The organism is Pseudomonas sp. E1MeOHC2 (assembly GCF_058745025.1).
In genome coordinates this window covers 1,262,299-1,276,979 of the sequence record NZ_CP196675.1, presented here as the reverse complement: position 1 = coordinate 1,276,979, position 14,681 = coordinate 1,262,299, and the positions used below count along the sequence as shown (strand labels likewise).

Sequence of the window (14,681 nt, the reverse complement as noted above, 5' to 3'; positions counted from 1 at the left end):
TAAAAGCGGCCTGTGCTTTTAATGCCCGCGAAGTTGCCGGTCCGGCAACGCCAGCGCCACCACCAGCCCCAGCAGTGCGACCCCGCCACTGCCCATCAGCAGATGCCTGAAGGTCTCCAGCAACCTTGCCTGTGTCACGGGGTCTGCCTCGCCAGCTTTCAGGCTCCCCAGCAATGGATTGCCCAGCAGCTCGAACCCACCCTGGTGCAGCAGCGCTAGCAGCAAGCTGGACATGCACGCCACCCCCATGGCACCCCCGAGCGAGCGGAACAGGTTGGTGGTACTGGTGGCCACGCCGATGTCCTTGCTGTCCACCGCACTCTGCGTGCCCACCAGCGAAGTCGGAAACTGCAGCCCGCAGGCAATGCCGGCCAGCAGCATGAACACAGCGCTGAGCAGGGCCGACTGCGGCGGTGTCATCGCCATGGCGAAGATGGCCACGGGCATCAATAGCGCACCGGCCAGAATCTGCGGTTTGTAGCGCCCGGTGCGGCTGGTCATGCGACCACCGGTATAGGCCCCCATGGGCAGGCCCATGACCAGTGGCAGCAAGTGCAGCGCAGCGCTGTCGGCACCGGCACCGGTGATGCCCTGATAGCGCAAGGGCATGAGCATGGTCAGGGAAATCGACTGGAAGCTTGCGAAAAAGATCACACCCCAACACAGCACCGCCACGCGGTTGCCGAACAGGCCGAGGGGCAGCAGTGGCTCCTGGCAGCGCCGCTCATGGCCGATGAACAGCACCAGGCCGAGCACGGCGCAGGCAAACAGCGCCAGCACCGGCGGCGCGGTCCAGGCTTGGCCCTGGCCGACCAGGGTAATGCCCAGCAGCAGGCTGCCTAGGCCAACCGTCAGCAACACGGCGCCGAGGTAATCCACCTGGGCGTTGCGCCGCTTGACCGGCATGTCGCCGAGCGCGCGCTGAATCGCCCACAACGCCACCACACCCAACGGCAGGTTGATCCAGAACACCCAGCGCCAGGACAGGTACTCGGTCAGCCAGCCGCCAAGCACCGGCCCGGCAACGCTGGCCACGGCGTACATACTGCTGAAATAGCCCTGGTAACGGCCACGCTCCCGCGGTGGCACGAAGTCGCCAATGATCGCCTGACTTACCGACACCATGCCACCCGCGCCAACCCCTTGCAGCACGCGCGCCAGCACCAACTGCTGCATGTCCTGAGCGAGGGCGCAGGCAATCGACGCCAAGGTAAACAGCGAGATACCGGTCAGGATCATCCGCCGCCGACCATACAGGTCGCCCAGTTTGCCGTAGATCGGCACCGCCACCGTCATCGCCACCATGTAGCCGGAGATTACCCAGGCGAGCAGGCCGACATCGTTGAACTGTGCGGAAATGGCCGGTAGCGAGACGGCGACGATGGTTTGGTCCAGCGCGCCGAGGAAGATGGCCAGCATCAGGGCTGTCAGCACGTTGCGCAGGACGGTCGGGGGCAGGGCGGCGGTCACGGAATTACCTTGGCAATGGTGATGAGGCCGATGAATTGTAACCTGACTTAGGTAGCTTCCTATGTACTATCTGCATCCCCTATGCAAGATCGGCATTGGCGCATTCATCCAGTGAGGCATAGCTGCGTGATATCGTGGCTTTACCGCAGGGGCTGTAATCCGTGGCCTGCACCAGCTTGGTGCAGCGATTTGCCGCAGGGTTTTCGTGCCGCTGTATCCCACACCTTTTATTCCTCTGCCTGCATGTCGAGCATGACCGCCCAGATGGCGACGGTTGGAACAGGTCAGGTAGACCCGATTCAGGGGTCGGTAGCAACCGTTCAATTTCACGTTATTGCGGAGTGATCATGCCCAGGGCTTCCCACCAAGATTTGCGTTTTGCCTTCCGCGAGCTGCTCGCTTCAGGTTCCTGCTACCACACAGCGTCGGTGTTCGACCCGATGTCGGCACGCATCGCCGCTGACCTGGGCTTCGAGGTCGGCATTCTTGGCGGTTCGGTGGCTTCGCTGCAGGTACTGGCCGCACCGGATTTTGCCTTGATCACCTTGAGCGAGTTCGTCGAGCAGGCCACGCGCATTGGCCGTGTGGCGCAGTTGCCGGTGCTCGCCGATGCCGACCACGGCTATGGCAACGCGCTGAATGTCATGCGTACGGTCATCGAGTTGGAGCGTGCCGGCGTGGCGGCGCTGACCCTCGAAGATACGCTGCTGCCGGCCCAGTTCGGGCGCAAGTCCACCGATCTGATTCCGGTCGATGAAGGGGTCGGCAAGATTCGCGCAGCGCTTGAAGCGCGGGTCGATTCGTCGCTGTCGATCATTGCTCGCACCAACGCCGGTGTGCTCACCACCGAAGAAATCATCGTACGCACCCAGAGCTACCAGAAGGCCGGGGCTGACGGTATCTGCATGGTTGGGGTGAAGGACTTCGAGCAGCTTGAACAGATCGCCGAGCACCTGACCGTGCCGTTGATGCTGGTGACCTACGCCAACCCCAACCTGCGCGATGACGAGCGTCTGGCGCGCCTGGGCGTACGCATCGTGGTCGATGGCCATGCGGCATACTTTGCCGCCATCAAGGCTACCTACGACTGCCTGCGCCTGCAGCGCGGCCAGCAGAACAAGTCCGAGAACCTCAGCGCCACCGAACTCTCGCACACCTACACCCAACCCGAGGATTACATCCGCTGGGCCAAGGAGTACATGAGCGTCGAGGAGTGACCGGCAGGGCGCCGTCAGCTCAACGGACGGCGCTCAAGGTTGCGCTTTGTGGCACGCAGTGCGCGTGCTGACAGTTGGCTGCCGAGCTGGGTTGGTTGCGCAGCAACTCGACCCGCCAGCAGGCCGAGCCGTATAGCCCGGCGACGGCAAACAGCGCCATCACCAGCGCAAACCTTCTTGTTTTGATGCCCATGGTGCTCACCTCCTGTTACAACGCCAGGTGATACCTCTAAGCGTAGGCCAATCCCCCGGCGCTGGGTTACACCAGGTCCTGATCCCATTCCGGTTCGTCCCTGAACCGCTGCGCAAGAAAGTCCAGCATGCTGCGCAAGGTCGCCGGCATGTGCTTGCGTGAGGTGTACACCGCATTCAAATTGAGCTCCCGTGGCCGTGCTTCGGGCAACAGGCGCACCAGCTCGCCCGTGCGCAGGGCGGCGGCGGCTTGGTAGGTCGGCAACATGGCAATGCCCGCGCCAGCCAGCGCCGCCTTTTGCAGCGTCATGGCTTCATTGGCACTGATGTTGCCCTCGACCGGAACGGCAATCGCCTGGCCTTCCACCTCGAAGTGCCAGAGGTGGTGGCCGAAGTAGGCATGGGTCAGGCAGTTGTGCCCGCTCAGCTCCTCGACCCGCTGCGGCGTGCCATGCTCACGCAGGTAGCCTGGGGCCGCGCACACCACTGAGCGGCACACGGTCAGGCGCCGGGCGATCAGGTTCGGGTCCAGGTCGTTGCTGGTGCGGATGGCCAGGTCGATGCGCTCGTCCACCAGGTTGACCGTGCGATCGAGCATCTGCAGCTCGACCTTCACCCCGGGATAGCGCCGTACATACGCGGCCACTGCGTCCACCAGTTGAGCCTGGCCGAATGAGGTACTGACGCTGATGCGCAGCGCGCCACGGGGGGCGTCGTCCGGTTGGCGCACGGCAACCTGCAGGTCGCCGGCAAGTTCCAGCAATTGGCGGCAGCGGGGCAGTGTTTCCTGGCCGGCGGCGGTCAGGCTCAACTTGCGCGTGGTGCGCTGCATCAGCCGTGCGCCGACCCAATCCTCAAGCTCCGCCAGGTAGCGTGAAACCACTGGCCGGGACAGCTGCAGGTGATCGGCTGCCGCAGACTGGCTGCCCAGGTCGACGACAGTGACAAAAACGCGCATCGCGTTGAGACGGTCCATGATTTGCTCGATTTTAGAAACAAACTATGTTCGAGCATCGCATTTTTTGTCATGGATCGGGCAACTAAGCTGTTGAGCATTCTTCTAAAGGACGGATCGTTGCGATGTCGCTATTCACTCCCTTGCGTGGCCTGCTGCTGGCCTGTGTTGCACTGACCGGCCAGGCGCTGGCGGCCGAACCGTTGCAGTTGGACGTCTACAACCCTGGGCACGAGGCAATTTTCCCGGTCAGTTCGGTGATTGTCAGTGGCGCGAAGGATGCCATCCTGGTCGATGCCCAGTTCGGCAAGGCCCAGGCCGAACAGGTGGTCGAGCGCTTGCGCGCCGGTGGCAAGCGGCTGACAACCATCTACATCAGCCATGGCGACCCGGATTATTACTTCGGTCTCGACACGCTGACCCAGGCCTTCCCCGCTGCCAAGGTGGTCGCCTCGGCCGCCACCGTCGCCCATATCCGCCAGACCATGGACGCCAAGTTGGCCTACTGGGGCCCGCAGATGGGCGCGGACAAGCCGGCTCGGCTGGTCGTGCCGCAGGTGCTTGAAGGCCATCGCCTGACCCTGGAAGGCCAAGCGCTCGATGTGGTTGGCCTGGACGGCCCGCAGCCCGATCGCAGCTTTGTCTGGATTCCGTCGATCAAGGCGGTCGTCGGCGGGGTGGTGGTCGCAGAACATATCCATGTGTGGATGGCCGATACCCAGTCCGCCAAGTCGCATGCCGACTGGCTAGGCACGCTCGCGCGGATCGAGCAGTTGGCCCCGCGCACCGTGGTGCCTGGGCATTACCTGGGCCAGAGCAGCCGTTCGCTCACAGCCGTGCGCTTCACCGCCGACTATATACAGGCGTTCGATGCCGAAGCCGCCAAGGCGAACGATGCTGCTGCATTGGTCGTCGCGATGAAAAAACGCTACCCCGACTTGGCCGATGAGAGCTCGCTGGAGCTCGGCGCCAAGGTCGCCAAGGGCGAGATGAAGTGGTAATTCCGTTCAATTGATGGAGTATTTCCCATGAGCAAGATCGCAATCATTGGTGCCACCGGCCGCGCCGGCAGCCAGTTGCTGGAAGAGGCCCTGCGTCGCGGCCACAGTGTCGTGGCCATTGCCCGTGACCCGTCGCGGCTGCAGGGGCGTGAGGGGGTAACGGTCAAGGCACTGGACGCCAAGGACAGGGCGGCGCTGCAAGCGGCTGTCGCCGGTGTGGACGCGGTGTTGAGCGCTGCGCATTTTTCGACCCTCGAAGCGCACGCGATCATCGAGCCGGTCAAGCGTGCCGGGGTCAAGCGCCTGTTAGTGGTGGGCGGGGCCGGTAGCCTGCTGCTGCCATCGGGGCATCGGGTGATCGACAGCCCGGACTTCCCCGAGGCCTACAAGGCCGAGGCGAGTGCCGGGGTGCGCTTTCTTGAGGTATTGCGCCAGGAGCCGAACCTGGACTGGACCTTCCTGTCGCCGTCGGCGGAGTTTGTCGAAGGTGAACGCAGCGGGCATTACACGCTGGGCAAGGATCATCTGCTGATCGGTGCCGAGGGCAAGAGCTGGATCACCTTTGCCGACTATGCGATTGCCATGCTCGATGAGCTGGAGAAACCGGCACATTCGCGGGCGCGGTTTACAGTCGGTTATTGAGCCACGGCCTGCAGCCAGTCCAGCAACTCGACCAGCCCGGCTGGCAGGTGCTTGGCCTGGCTGACCAGGTAGTACCCTTTACCGGTGGTCACCTTCAGGCCAAACGGCGTGCACAGCCGATGGCTGCGCAGGTCATCGCCGATCAGCGACCAATCGCCGATGGCCACGCCAGTCCCTTGCGATGCCATGGCCATCGCCATGTCCAGTGTCTCGAAATGCTGTTTTGGCCCCTGTGCATCGAATGTTGCGCCGGCCGCCTGCAGCCATAACCGCCAGTCATGCTCGTCACGCGAGGGGTGCAGGAGCATGTGGCGCATCAGGTCGTCGATCTTCACCAGCGGCAAGGGGCCTTGCAGCAGCGAAGGTGCACACACGGGGGTCAGTTGTTCGTCGAACAGTTTGCGCACCTGCAGCCCATGGTTCGGCAGGCTGCCGTACACCACCGCTGCGTCGAAGCCTTCGCGGCGAAAATCCACGCCATGCTGCACCGTGGTGGTCAGCTCTACCGGTACATCGGGGCGCAGCGCCTGCCATTCCATCAAACGCGGCAGCAGCCAGCGCATCACGCAGGTCGGGGCCTTGAGCTGCAAGGTGGCGTGATGCCCGCCGACTTCCCGTACCCCTTGTTCGATCAGCGCAAACACCTGCTGCACCCGCGGCAGCCAGTCCTGGCCTTCACGCGTCAGGCTCAGGCCGCGCGCCTGGCGCTGGAACAGGGCGTAACCGAGGTGCTCCTCCAGTGCGGCGATCTGCCGGCTGACGGCGCCTTGGGTGATGTGCAACTCCTGCCCGGCACGGGTGAAATTACAGTGCTGTGCAGTGATCAGGAAGGTGTGCAGGGCGGGCAGGGGCGGGAGCCGTTTCATTGCGCTGAGCCATGATTTGAAGACATGGCTAGTATGTGTTTTTTTGCATTGTGGCGATAGCGCTGCCTTGGGTCCAATACGCGTAGATTCCAACAAGACTCAAGGTAAATACACATGGCAACCTGCGGCGAAGTACTGGTCAAACTCCTTGAAGGCTATGGTGTGGACCATGTCTTCGGCATTCCAGGCGTGCATACCGTTGAGCTCTATCGCGGCCTGGCAACGTCCTCCATTCGTCATATCACCCCGCGCCATGAGCAAGGTGCCGGTTTCATGGCTGATGGCTATGCACGGACACGTGGCAAACCGGGCGTGTGCTTCATCATCACCGGCCCGGGGATGACCAACATCACCACCGCCATGGGCCAGGCCTATGCCGATTCGATCCCGATGCTGGTGATCTCCAGCGTGCAATCGCGCGATCAGCTGGGCGGAGGCCGTGGCAAGTTGCACGAGTTGCCCAACCAGTCTGCACTGGTGTCGGGTGTGGCCGCCTTCTCCCAGACCCTGATGAGCGCCGACGACCTGCCCCAGGTACTGGCCCGGGCCTTTGCCGTGTTCGATGGCGCCCGACCGCGCCCGGTGCATATCGAGATTCCTCTGGACGTACTGGTCGAACCGGCCGATCACCTGTTGCCGGCCCGCCCGGTCCGTAGCAGCCGTGCCGGTGCCGCACCGCAGGCCGTGGCGCTGATGGCCGAGCGCCTGGCGCAGGCGAAGCGCCCGTTGATCCTGGCCGGTGGTGGTGCGTTGAACGCTGGCGCTTCGCTGGCACGTTTGGCAGAGCAGCTTCAGGCACCGGTGGCATTGACCATCAATGCCAAAGGGTTGCTGGCCTCTGACCATCCGTTGCAAATCGGCTCTACCCAGTCGCTGCCGGCTACCCGTGCACTGGTGGCGGAGGCGGATGTGGTGTTGGCCATCGGCACCGAGCTGGCCGAGACCGACTATGACGTGACCTTCAAGGGCGGCTTCGAGATCCCCGGCAGCCTGCTGCGGATCGACATCGACCCGGACCAGACCGTGCGCAACTATCTGCCGGAGCTGGCGCTGGTTGCAGACGCAGACCTGGCCGCCGAGGCGCTGGTCGCCGCCTTGCAGCATCAGCCGCTGCCAGCGCGTGAAAGTGCTTGGGGGCAAGCGCGCGTCGCGCGTCTGCGCCAGTCGCTGGCGGGCAGCTGGGATCAGCCGACCCTGAGCCAGACTCGCCTGCTGACCAGTATCCTCGAGACGCTGCCCAATGCCATCCTGGTCGGGGATTCGACCCAGCCGGTGTACTCCGGCAACCTCACGCTGGACATGGATCAGCCACGCCGCTGGTTCAATGCCTCGACCGGCTACGGCACCCTGGGCTATGCATTGCCGGCGGCGATGGGCGCCTGGCTGGGCAGCGCCGCGCAGATCGCCGAGCGTGCGCCGTCGGTTTGCCTGATTGGCGATGGTGGCATGCAGTTCACCTTGCCGGAGCTGGCCAGTGCGGTAGAGGCGCAGGTACCGCTGATCGTGCTGCTGTGGAACAACCAAGGCTACGAGGAAATCAAGAAGTACATGGTCAACCGCGCCATCGAGCCGGTCGGGGTGGATATCCATACCCCGGACTTCATCGGCGTGGCCCGTGCGTTGGGCGCTGACGCGGAGCATGTGGCGGATGTCGCGCAGTTGCAGGCGGCGCTGGGGCGTGCGGTGGAGCGCAAGGGGCCGACGTTGATTCAGGTTGATCAGAATCAGTGGCAGGCGGCAGTTGCAGGTTAACTGAAGCTGCCGGCAACACATTACTCCGCTGTGGCGCGCAACCGCGCCACATCGCGTATCGGCGGCGCGCCATACAGCCGGCTGTACTCGCGGCTGAACTGCGAAGGGCTTTCATACCCCACCCGATACCCCGCCACCGCCGCCTCAAGCCCGTCGTTGAGCATCAGCCGTCGGGCTTCCTGCAGGCGCAATTGCTTCTGGTACTGCAACGGGCTCATGGACGTCACGGCCTTGAACCGATGGTGCAAGGTCGAGGTGCTGAGGTTGACCTCACGGGCCAGGTCCTCGATGCGCAACGGTTGCTGGAAGTTCTGGTTGAGCCAGGTAATGGCCTGGCAGACCCGATGAGTCTGGCTGTTGGCCAAGGCGATTTCGTACAGCCGATAACCCTGCGGCCCACGCAGCAGGCGGTAGAGAATCTCGCGGCGGATTAGCGGCGCCAGCATGGCAATGTCCCGTGGCGAATCCAGCAGGCGGATCAGCCGCAGCAGGGCATCGAGCAACTGCGCATCGGTCCTTTCCACGTACAAGCCACGCCCGGAAGGCAGGCTGGGCACCAGCATCGGACCGCTTTCGGCGATCAGCTGGCTGATCTCGGCCGGGTCCAGGTCCAGCCGCAGGCCCAGGCTTGGGTTTTCGGGGCTGGCATCGAGCTTCACGCCACTGAGCGGCAAGGTCACCGACACCACCATGTAATGCAGCGGGTCGTAGACATACTGCTCGTCGCCCAGAAACAGGCTCTTGCTACCGTGGGCCAGTACGCACAAAGCCGGCTGGGCCAGGGTGGGCACCGAGCGGACGCTTTCCCGATAGCTGACCAGGTACAGGTCGTCGATGGCCGACATCGTGCCGTGGGGTTCGGCGGCATGGCGGCGGATCAGTTCGGCCAGCTCCTGGCGTTGCACTTCCAGGGTTGGGTCGATGGACGTGGCGGTGGTCATGATGGCTTTCCTCTACTGACTGACGCAGCATAGGTTTGGGCAATGGCGGGCGCTAGTCGAAAGCTGCACGCCGATTGCCTGATCCTGCCACGCTGCAGGATCAGGCAATCGACCAGCAGTAATGGCCTAACGCGGCGCGCGGGCCAGCCCTTAACCTTGGCAGCCTGGTTTTTCGTCCGCCTGTTCAAGGAGATCGTGCAATGACCCAACGACAACCGGTCACTCACTTGGCTTTCATTCGTGCCAGCAACGGACGTTCGGCGGAGCTCGGCGCGCGCCTGCGCGACCTGCTCGAACCCTCGTTGCGCACGCCGGGTTGCCTGAGCTTCACGGTCCAGCGCTCGCAGGCCGACGCTGACCTCTGGCTGCTCAGCGGCAGCTGGCGCGATCAGCAAGCGATGAGCGGCTACTTTGCATCGCCGACCCTGGAACTGTTCGGTGAGCTGGTGCAGGCCCAGGTGGTCAGCAGCCTGGACCTGCATACCTTCGATTGATTGCGCAGGGGCACGGGTTAGAATGCTGCCCCTTTATCAATTACCCAGAGCGCAGCATGGCACGTAGAGAATTCCCGCAGTTCGAAGCGGTTTCGGCGATGGTCCCGGTGGAAGGTGGTGGCTACAACGCAGCCATCGCGGTGAAAGCGCTGGGCATGGGCGGGGCGCCGCGCTTTCACAAGGTACTGGATGGCCAGGTGTTCAAGGGCGCCATGGCGGCCGATGAGGCCGCCTGCACCGAGCTGGCACGCCTGCAGGGCGTTAGTGAAGAGGGTGAGCTGATCTGGTGATCAGTTGCCCACCTGGGGCCTGGCCATCTTGAACAGGTTGCCCAGTTCGAAATAGTCCGCCGGGCCGCCGCCACGCAGGATAGGTTCGGCGGCTGCGGTGTCGTAGATGCCGTTGTTCAGCAGGTGCTCGGCAATGTGCACCGCCACCACTTCGCCGAGGATCAGCCAGCTGGGCACCAGCTCTTGGTCTGCCCGCTTCAGCTGGACGATCTGGCTGACCTTGCACTCGAACGCCACCGGGGCTTCGCCCACGCGTGGCACCTCGACGATCCGCGACGGCGTTGCCGTCAGGCCGCTCAATTCGAACTCATCGATGTCTGCCGCTACCGCCGCACAGCTCTGGTTCATCGCCTCGGCCAAAGGCCGGGTCGCCAGGTTCCAGACAAACTCGCCGGTCTGCTCAATGTTGTTCAGGCTGTCTTTGCGCCCGACGCTGCAGAAGCCGATGATTGGTGGGATGTAGTTGAAGGCGTTGAAGAAACTGTAGGGCGCCAGGTTCAGGCGGCCTTCGCGGTCGTGGGAGGAAATCCAGCCGATAGGGCGGGGGCCGACGATGGCGTTGAAGGGGTCGTGGGGCAGGCCATGGCCTTTGGCGGGTTCGTAGTAGTACATCGGTGCTGGGCTTGCTGGCCCTACCTCTTGGGGAACGAGGCGCTAGTGTGCCAAGCCTGTGCCCGTCTGGAAATGATCAAGCCCGGCCGAAGCCGGGCTGGGTGCGCGCATCAGGGGTTAGCTGATGCGGTGAGCATTGGTGCGGTCGAAGCCGTCTTCGGCGAAGCGCTGGCCGCCGGTACGGTCGAAGCCATCTTCAGCGAAGCGTTGCGCGCCGGTGCGGTCGTAGCCATCTTCGGCAAAGCGCTGGGCGCCAGTGCGGTCGTAGCCGTCTTCAGCGAAGCGCTGGCCGCCTGTGCGGTCAAAACCATCTTCAGCGTACGCGGCCGATTGGCTCTGCACGGCTGCGAAGGTGTGGGCGTTGGTACGGTCGAAGCCGTCTTCGGCGAAGGCGCCAGTCGCGATAACCGAGAGGGCCAGGGTGAGGATCAGTTTGTTTTTCATGGTCGTTGCTCCAGGGGTTGCGAGAGGTTGTTTGCTTCTATGGGTTTAATCCTACGCCGATAAAATTGATAAAAAAGCGCAAAAAATAGCGTCTAAATATCTATTTGATCGATGTATTTGCCCGCGAGAACGGTGAATCAGCCAATGGACTGACGGGCATCTAGCAGGGTAAGGATCAGCGTTTCGCCAGCCATTGCAGGATGACGACGTCGAATTAATGGGGCGTTAAGAACGAAAATCAGTCTGTAGGCAGTAATGAACGCTTTTTTCATACGCCATAAACCGATTTTTCAGGCTTTGCTCAGCACCATCGCCGCACTCAAAACCGGAGCGGCAAACAATGAATAAACTTCCGCAAATCACCCTGGCCTTCTGGGTCATGAAGATCTGCGCAACCACGTTAGGTGAGACGGCGGGCGACTTGCTGTCGATGACCCTGAATATTGGCTACGCGTTGAGCTCGCTGATGTTGATCAGCGTGTTTCTGCTGACCTTGCTTGGCCAGCTCTACTCACGGCGCTACCACCCGATGCTCTACTGGCTGGTGATCCTCTCCACCAGCACGGCGGGCACCACCATGTCCGACTTCATGGACCGCACGCTTGGCTTGGGCTACGCCGCGGGTTCGTCGATTTTGATCGGCATCTTGCTGCTGACCTTCCTGGTGTGGCGCCTGAGTGGAAACCCATTGGACGTCACCCGCATCAAGAACCGCGCGGGTGAGTTGTTCTACTGGGTGGCGATTCTGTTCTCCAACACCCTGGGGACCGCCCTGGGCGATTACCTGGCGGATGATTCGGGGCTCGGCTTCGCCGGTGGTGCACTGCTGGTCGGCAGTGCCATCGCGCTGGTGGTCGTGGCCCGTTACTGGACACGCATCCCAGGCGTGGTGCTGTTCTGGGTCGCGTTCGTCTTGACCCGCCCGTTCGGCGCCACCCTGGGCGACTTCCTGACCAAGCCCCACGAGAAGGGCGGGCTGGATTTCGGCACGGTCGGTTCATCGGCAGTGCTGGCAGGGGTGTTGCTGGTACTGGTGCTGATGGCGACCTATTACCAGCGGCGTGAGCCGCGTCAGGTGCTGGAGATGTCCTGAGTATTGAGTCGATAACGTGTACTGCGGCCTCCACCTGGCAGGCGGGCCAGGCACGCCTTGTCGAGCAGGTCGGTGAGGTGGCGGGTTGCAGTGGCCTTGGAGACTTTCGCAACGGCCTGGTACTGCGCGGCACTGATGCCTTCTTCGAATCCGCGTGGGCCCCCGTCGAGCAGTCGGTTGAGCACCTTGACCTGCTCGGGTAACAGGCCGTCTGCCCGATGCACATGCCAGAACCTGGCTTTGGTGAGTATGCGGTCGATATTCACCAACGCCTGTTCGAGGCTGCGTAGCAGGGTTTCGAGGAACCACATCAGCCACCGGGTGATATCAAGGCCGTCTTTCTGGCTGCTCTCCAGTATCTGGTAATAGCCTGCCCGGTCGTCGAGGATGCTGGCAGACATGGCATAGAAACGGATTGCCTGCTGTTCGGCCTGGGCCAACGCCAAGTCGGTAATGGCACGGGTCAGGCGGCCATTGCCGTCGTCGAAAGGGTGCAGCGTGACGAACCAGAAGTGCGCGATACCTGCACGCAATAGCGGGTCCAGATGGGGTGCGTGACGGCTACTGGCAAACCAGTCGAGAAAAACGCTGACCTGGTCTTTCAGGCCGTCACGGGGCGGTGCCTGGAAATGCACCGTTGGCTTGTCGAGGCGACCGGAGATCACCTGCATGGTTGTCTCGTCACGCAGCTGGCCCACTAGTACCGCTTTGCTAAGGCCTTCCTCCGCCGTAGGAAACAACCAGTGATGCCAGGTAAACAGGCGCTGCAAGGTCAGTGGTTGGTCGTACTTCTGTGTCGCATCCAGCATCAGCTCCGCGAGCCCTTCGCTACGGGCGTTGGTCGGGCCTTGTTCCTGGACGCCCAGCCGCCGTGCGAGGGAGGAGCGCACCGAACCCACGTTCAACTGTTCACCCTCGATCGCCGATGAGGTGACTATGTTCTGCAGCAGCGTATCGAGGATATTCTGGCATTCGCTGAGCTCATCGACGCCCCCGATCTTGCCCAGCAAGCGTCCTTGGGTTTCGACACAACTGCGGAGCAAGGGTGCGAGAGCGTCGCTTTGCCATTGAAAATGGGGCCAGTCGGATTGCTGCCAGATCCACAACGTGCTGTTCATGATGGTTTCACCCTGCCCGTGAGCCGAATGAGCAGCTTATTCGGCTCACTGGATGAGCCGAATAATACTGCTATTCGGCTCATTATGTGAGCCGAATAACGCAGCTAATCGGCTCATTCACCGTGAACGCGACAAAAAAGGGGCGCCCGTACAACGGAGCGCCCCTTTTTAATAACCACCGAATCCGTATCAGTCAGTGGTGATCCGCGAATGCTGCTTGGTGTCTTTCATGGTCGCATACACCAGCAGCGAGCAGGCGATGCAGCCGGTGACGTACCAGTAGAAGCCGGTTTCCATGCCGTTGCTCTTGAACCACAGGGCCACGTATTCGGCGGTGCCGCCGAAGATCGACACGGTCAGGGCGTACGGCAGGCCAACACCCAGGGCGCGGATCTCGGTCGGGAACAGCTCGGCTTTGACCACTGCGTTGATCGAGGTGTAGCCGCTGACGATGATCAGCGCCGCCATGATCAGGAAGAACGCGCCCCACCAGGTTTGCACAGTGTGCAGGGTGCTGAGGATCGGCACGGTGAACAGCGTGCCCAGCACGCCGAAGGCGATCAGGATCGGGCGCCGGCCGATCTTGTCGGACAGGCCGCCGATCACCGGTTGCAGGCACATGAACAGGAACAGCGTGGCGGCCGAGATGGTGGTCGAGTCGCTGATGCTCATGCCCACGGTGTTGACCAGGTACTTCTGCATGTAGGTGGTGTAGGTATAGAAGGCCAGGGTGCCGCCCATGGTCAGGCCGACCACGGTCATCAGCTCCTTGGGATGACGCATCAGGGTGCGCATCAGGCTTTCCTTGGACTTCTCTTTCTTGGTGAAGGAGGCGGTCTCTTCCATGCCGCGACGCAGGTACAGCGCCACCACCGCGCACAGCGCGCCGATCACGAAGGGAACACGCCAGCCCCAGGCATACAGCTGCTCGGTGGTGAGCGTCTGTTGCAGGATGATCAGTACCGCCAGGGCGATGAGCTGGCCAGAGATCAGCGTCACGTACTGGAAACTGGAGAAGAAACCACGGCGCTCCTTGCTGGCCATCTCACTGAGGTAGGTGGCCGAGGTGCCGTACTCACCGCCCACCGACAGGCCCTGCAGCAGGCGTGCGAAGACCAGCAGGATCGGGGCGGCGACGCCGATGGTTTCGTAGCCGGGCGTCAGGGCGATGAGCAGCGAGCCCCCGCACATCAGCAGAACCGAGGCCATCAGCGCGGCTTTGCGGCCTTTGCGGTCGGCATACAGGCCCATCAGCCAGCCACCGATCGGGCGCATGAGGAAGCCCACGGCAAAGATCGCAGCGGTATTGAGTAGTTGTGCGGTGGTGTCGCCAGCGGGGAAGAAGGCTTTGGCGAAGTACAGCGAGAATGCGGCGTAGACGTACCAGTCGTACCATTCGACCATGTTGCCGATGGACCCGCTGAAGATCGACTTCAGGCGGCTGGCGGTGGTTTTTTCGGCGGCCGGCGCGATGGCCGCCCCGGTTGGCAGGGAGGTGGCGTTATCCATCAGGGATACCTTCTCGTTGTTTTTGTGGAGCGCGCCTGAGCGCTGCTTGCCACAGTGATTGCAGAAGGTGTGCCAAATGGGTGCG

16 protein-coding genes are annotated in these 14,681 nt (G+C 62.6%); 7 read left to right on the top strand and 9 right to left on the bottom strand.

The features are described 5' to 3' along the window. Positions 1-18: 18 nt before the first annotated feature. Positions 19-1,470 carry an MDR family MFS transporter gene (locus tag ACSSU5_RS05630; RefSeq protein ID WP_264311773.1) on the bottom strand — a complete coding sequence of 484 codons (1,452 nt, stop codon included), beginning with the start codon at positions 1,468-1,470 and terminating at the stop codon, positions 19-21. 347 nt (positions 1,471-1,817) lie between these two features. Here ACSSU5_RS05630 and ACSSU5_RS05625 point away from each other — a divergent pair, with 347 nt between their 5' ends. Then, entirely contained in the window at positions 1,818-2,687 is an 870-nt protein-coding gene (locus ACSSU5_RS05625; RefSeq protein WP_264311774.1) for an isocitrate lyase/PEP mutase family protein, read from the top strand. A 19-nt stretch (positions 2,688-2,706) separates the two neighbouring features. Here ACSSU5_RS05625 and ACSSU5_RS05620 read toward each other — a convergent pair whose 3' ends face one another. Both ACSSU5_RS05620 and ACSSU5_RS05615 read right to left on the bottom strand, forming a co-directional pair. Then, a complete protein-coding gene (locus ACSSU5_RS05620; protein WP_264311775.1) occupies positions 2,707-2,880 on the bottom strand; it encodes a hypothetical protein in 174 nt (57 codons plus the stop codon). Positions 2,881-2,946: 66 nt separating this feature from the next. Next, positions 2,947-3,855: a LysR family transcriptional regulator gene (locus tag ACSSU5_RS05615; protein WP_264311776.1), complete on the bottom strand. Its 909-nt coding sequence runs from the start codon at positions 3,853-3,855 to the stop codon at positions 2,947-2,949. Between the two features lie 104 nt (positions 3,856-3,959). Here ACSSU5_RS05615 and ACSSU5_RS05610 point away from each other — a divergent pair, with 104 nt between their 5' ends. Next, positions 3,960-4,835, top strand: a complete 876-nt coding sequence (locus ACSSU5_RS05610; protein ID WP_264311777.1) for an MBL fold metallo-hydrolase — start codon at positions 3,960-3,962, stop codon at positions 4,833-4,835. 27 nt (positions 4,836-4,862) lie between these two features. Next, the gene (locus tag ACSSU5_RS05605) at positions 4,863-5,477 is read left to right on the top strand and encodes an NAD(P)-dependent oxidoreductase (protein WP_492560774.1); all 615 of its coding nucleotides are present in this window, start codon (positions 4,863-4,865) and stop codon (positions 5,475-5,477) included. Here ACSSU5_RS05605 and ACSSU5_RS05600 read toward each other — a convergent pair. Further along, complete coding sequence (locus ACSSU5_RS05600) at positions 5,471-6,343, bottom strand: LysR substrate-binding domain-containing protein (RefSeq protein WP_492560773.1); 873 nt, start codon at positions 6,341-6,343, stop codon at positions 5,471-5,473. The genes ACSSU5_RS05605 and ACSSU5_RS05600 overlap by 7 nt on opposite strands. Positions 6,344-6,457: 114 nt before the next feature. Here ACSSU5_RS05600 and ACSSU5_RS05595 point away from each other — a divergent pair, with 114 nt between their 5' ends. Continuing rightward, positions 6,458-8,095, top strand: a complete 1,638-nt coding sequence (locus ACSSU5_RS05595; RefSeq protein ID WP_492560772.1) for a 5-guanidino-2-oxopentanoate decarboxylase — start codon at positions 6,458-6,460, stop codon at positions 8,093-8,095. 20 nt (positions 8,096-8,115) lie between these two features. On the opposite strand, the gene ACSSU5_RS05590 is transcribed toward ACSSU5_RS05595, so the two are convergent. Beyond that, positions 8,116-9,036 (bottom strand): AraC family transcriptional regulator, encoded by a 921-nt coding sequence (locus ACSSU5_RS05590; RefSeq protein ID WP_492560771.1) that lies wholly within the window; start codon positions 9,034-9,036, stop codon positions 8,116-8,118. 200 nt (positions 9,037-9,236) lie between these two features. On the opposite strand from ACSSU5_RS05590, the gene ACSSU5_RS05585 reads away from it, so the two are divergent. Next, complete coding sequence (locus ACSSU5_RS05585; RefSeq protein WP_264311782.1) at positions 9,237-9,530, top strand: putative quinol monooxygenase; 294 nt, start codon at positions 9,237-9,239, stop codon at positions 9,528-9,530. A gap of 56 nt (positions 9,531-9,586) precedes the next feature. Next, positions 9,587-9,820 carry a hypothetical protein gene (locus ACSSU5_RS05580; RefSeq protein WP_492560770.1) on the top strand — a complete coding sequence of 78 codons (234 nt, stop codon included), beginning with the start codon at positions 9,587-9,589 and terminating at the stop codon, positions 9,818-9,820. On the opposite strand, the gene ACSSU5_RS05575 is transcribed toward ACSSU5_RS05580, so the two are convergent. Together ACSSU5_RS05575 and ACSSU5_RS05570 are read right to left on the bottom strand one after the other, a co-directional pair. Then, complete coding sequence (locus ACSSU5_RS05575) at positions 9,821-10,432, bottom strand: flavin reductase family protein (RefSeq protein WP_264311784.1); 612 nt, start codon at positions 10,430-10,432, stop codon at positions 9,821-9,823. Between the two features lie 117 nt (positions 10,433-10,549). Further along, the gene (locus ACSSU5_RS05570) at positions 10,550-10,876 is read right to left on the bottom strand and encodes a hypothetical protein (RefSeq protein ID WP_264311785.1); all 327 of its coding nucleotides are present in this window, start codon (positions 10,874-10,876) and stop codon (positions 10,550-10,552) included. A gap of 340 nt (positions 10,877-11,216) precedes the next feature. Between ACSSU5_RS05570 and ACSSU5_RS05565 the strand changes: the two genes are divergently transcribed. Beyond that, on the top strand, positions 11,217-11,969 hold the full coding sequence (locus ACSSU5_RS05565; protein ID WP_264311786.1) for a COG4705 family protein: 753 nt from the start codon (positions 11,217-11,219) through the stop codon (positions 11,967-11,969). Here the strand turns inward: ACSSU5_RS05565 and ACSSU5_RS05560 are convergent. Together ACSSU5_RS05560 and ACSSU5_RS05555 are read right to left on the bottom strand one after the other, a co-directional pair. After that, positions 11,948-13,087, bottom strand: coding sequence for a Fic family protein (locus tag ACSSU5_RS05560; protein WP_492560769.1), 1,140 nt, complete (start codon positions 13,085-13,087; stop codon positions 11,948-11,950). The two genes, ACSSU5_RS05565 and ACSSU5_RS05560, sit on opposite strands and share 22 nt — an antisense overlap. A 189-nt stretch (positions 13,088-13,276) precedes the next feature. Beyond that, positions 13,277-14,596, bottom strand: a complete 1,320-nt coding sequence (locus ACSSU5_RS05555) for an MFS transporter (RefSeq protein WP_264311788.1) — start codon at positions 14,594-14,596, stop codon at positions 13,277-13,279. Positions 14,597-14,681: the final 85 nt, after the last annotated feature.

Coding starts and splice junctions, on each gene's coding strand:
- ACSSU5_RS05625 (WP_264311774.1), top strand. CDS start 1,818: ATGCCCAGGGCTTCCCACCAAGATTTGCGTTTTGCCTTCCGCGAGCTG.
- ACSSU5_RS05620 (WP_264311775.1), bottom strand. CDS start 2,880: ATGGGCATCAAAACAAGAAGGTTTGCGCTGGTGATGGCGCTGTTTGCC.
- ACSSU5_RS05615 (WP_264311776.1), bottom strand. CDS start 3,855: ATGGACCGTCTCAACGCGATGCGCGTTTTTGTCACTGTCGTCGACCTG.
- ACSSU5_RS05610 (WP_264311777.1), top strand. CDS start 3,960: ATGTCGCTATTCACTCCCTTGCGTGGCCTGCTGCTGGCCTGTGTTGCA.
- ACSSU5_RS05605 (WP_492560774.1), top strand. CDS start 4,863: ATGAGCAAGATCGCAATCATTGGTGCCACCGGCCGCGCCGGCAGCCAG.
- ACSSU5_RS05600 (WP_492560773.1), bottom strand. CDS start 6,343: ATGAAACGGCTCCCGCCCCTGCCCGCCCTGCACACCTTCCTGATCACT.
- ACSSU5_RS05595 (WP_492560772.1), top strand. CDS start 6,458: ATGGCAACCTGCGGCGAAGTACTGGTCAAACTCCTTGAAGGCTATGGT.
- ACSSU5_RS05590 (WP_492560771.1), bottom strand. CDS start 9,036: ATGACCACCGCCACGTCCATCGACCCAACCCTGGAAGTGCAACGCCAG.
- ACSSU5_RS05585 (WP_264311782.1), top strand. CDS start 9,237: ATGACCCAACGACAACCGGTCACTCACTTGGCTTTCATTCGTGCCAGC.
- ACSSU5_RS05580 (WP_492560770.1), top strand. CDS start 9,587: ATGGCACGTAGAGAATTCCCGCAGTTCGAAGCGGTTTCGGCGATGGTC.
- ACSSU5_RS05575 (WP_264311784.1), bottom strand. CDS start 10,432: ATGTACTACTACGAACCCGCCAAAGGCCATGGCCTGCCCCACGACCCC.
- ACSSU5_RS05570 (WP_264311785.1), bottom strand. CDS start 10,876: ATGAAAAACAAACTGATCCTCACCCTGGCCCTCTCGGTTATCGCGACT.
- ACSSU5_RS05565 (WP_264311786.1), top strand. CDS start 11,217: ATGAATAAACTTCCGCAAATCACCCTGGCCTTCTGGGTCATGAAGATC.
- ACSSU5_RS05560 (WP_492560769.1), bottom strand. CDS start 13,087: ATGAACAGCACGTTGTGGATCTGGCAGCAATCCGACTGGCCCCATTTT.
- ACSSU5_RS05555 (WP_264311788.1), bottom strand. CDS start 14,596: ATGGATAACGCCACCTCCCTGCCAACCGGGGCGGCCATCGCGCCGGCC.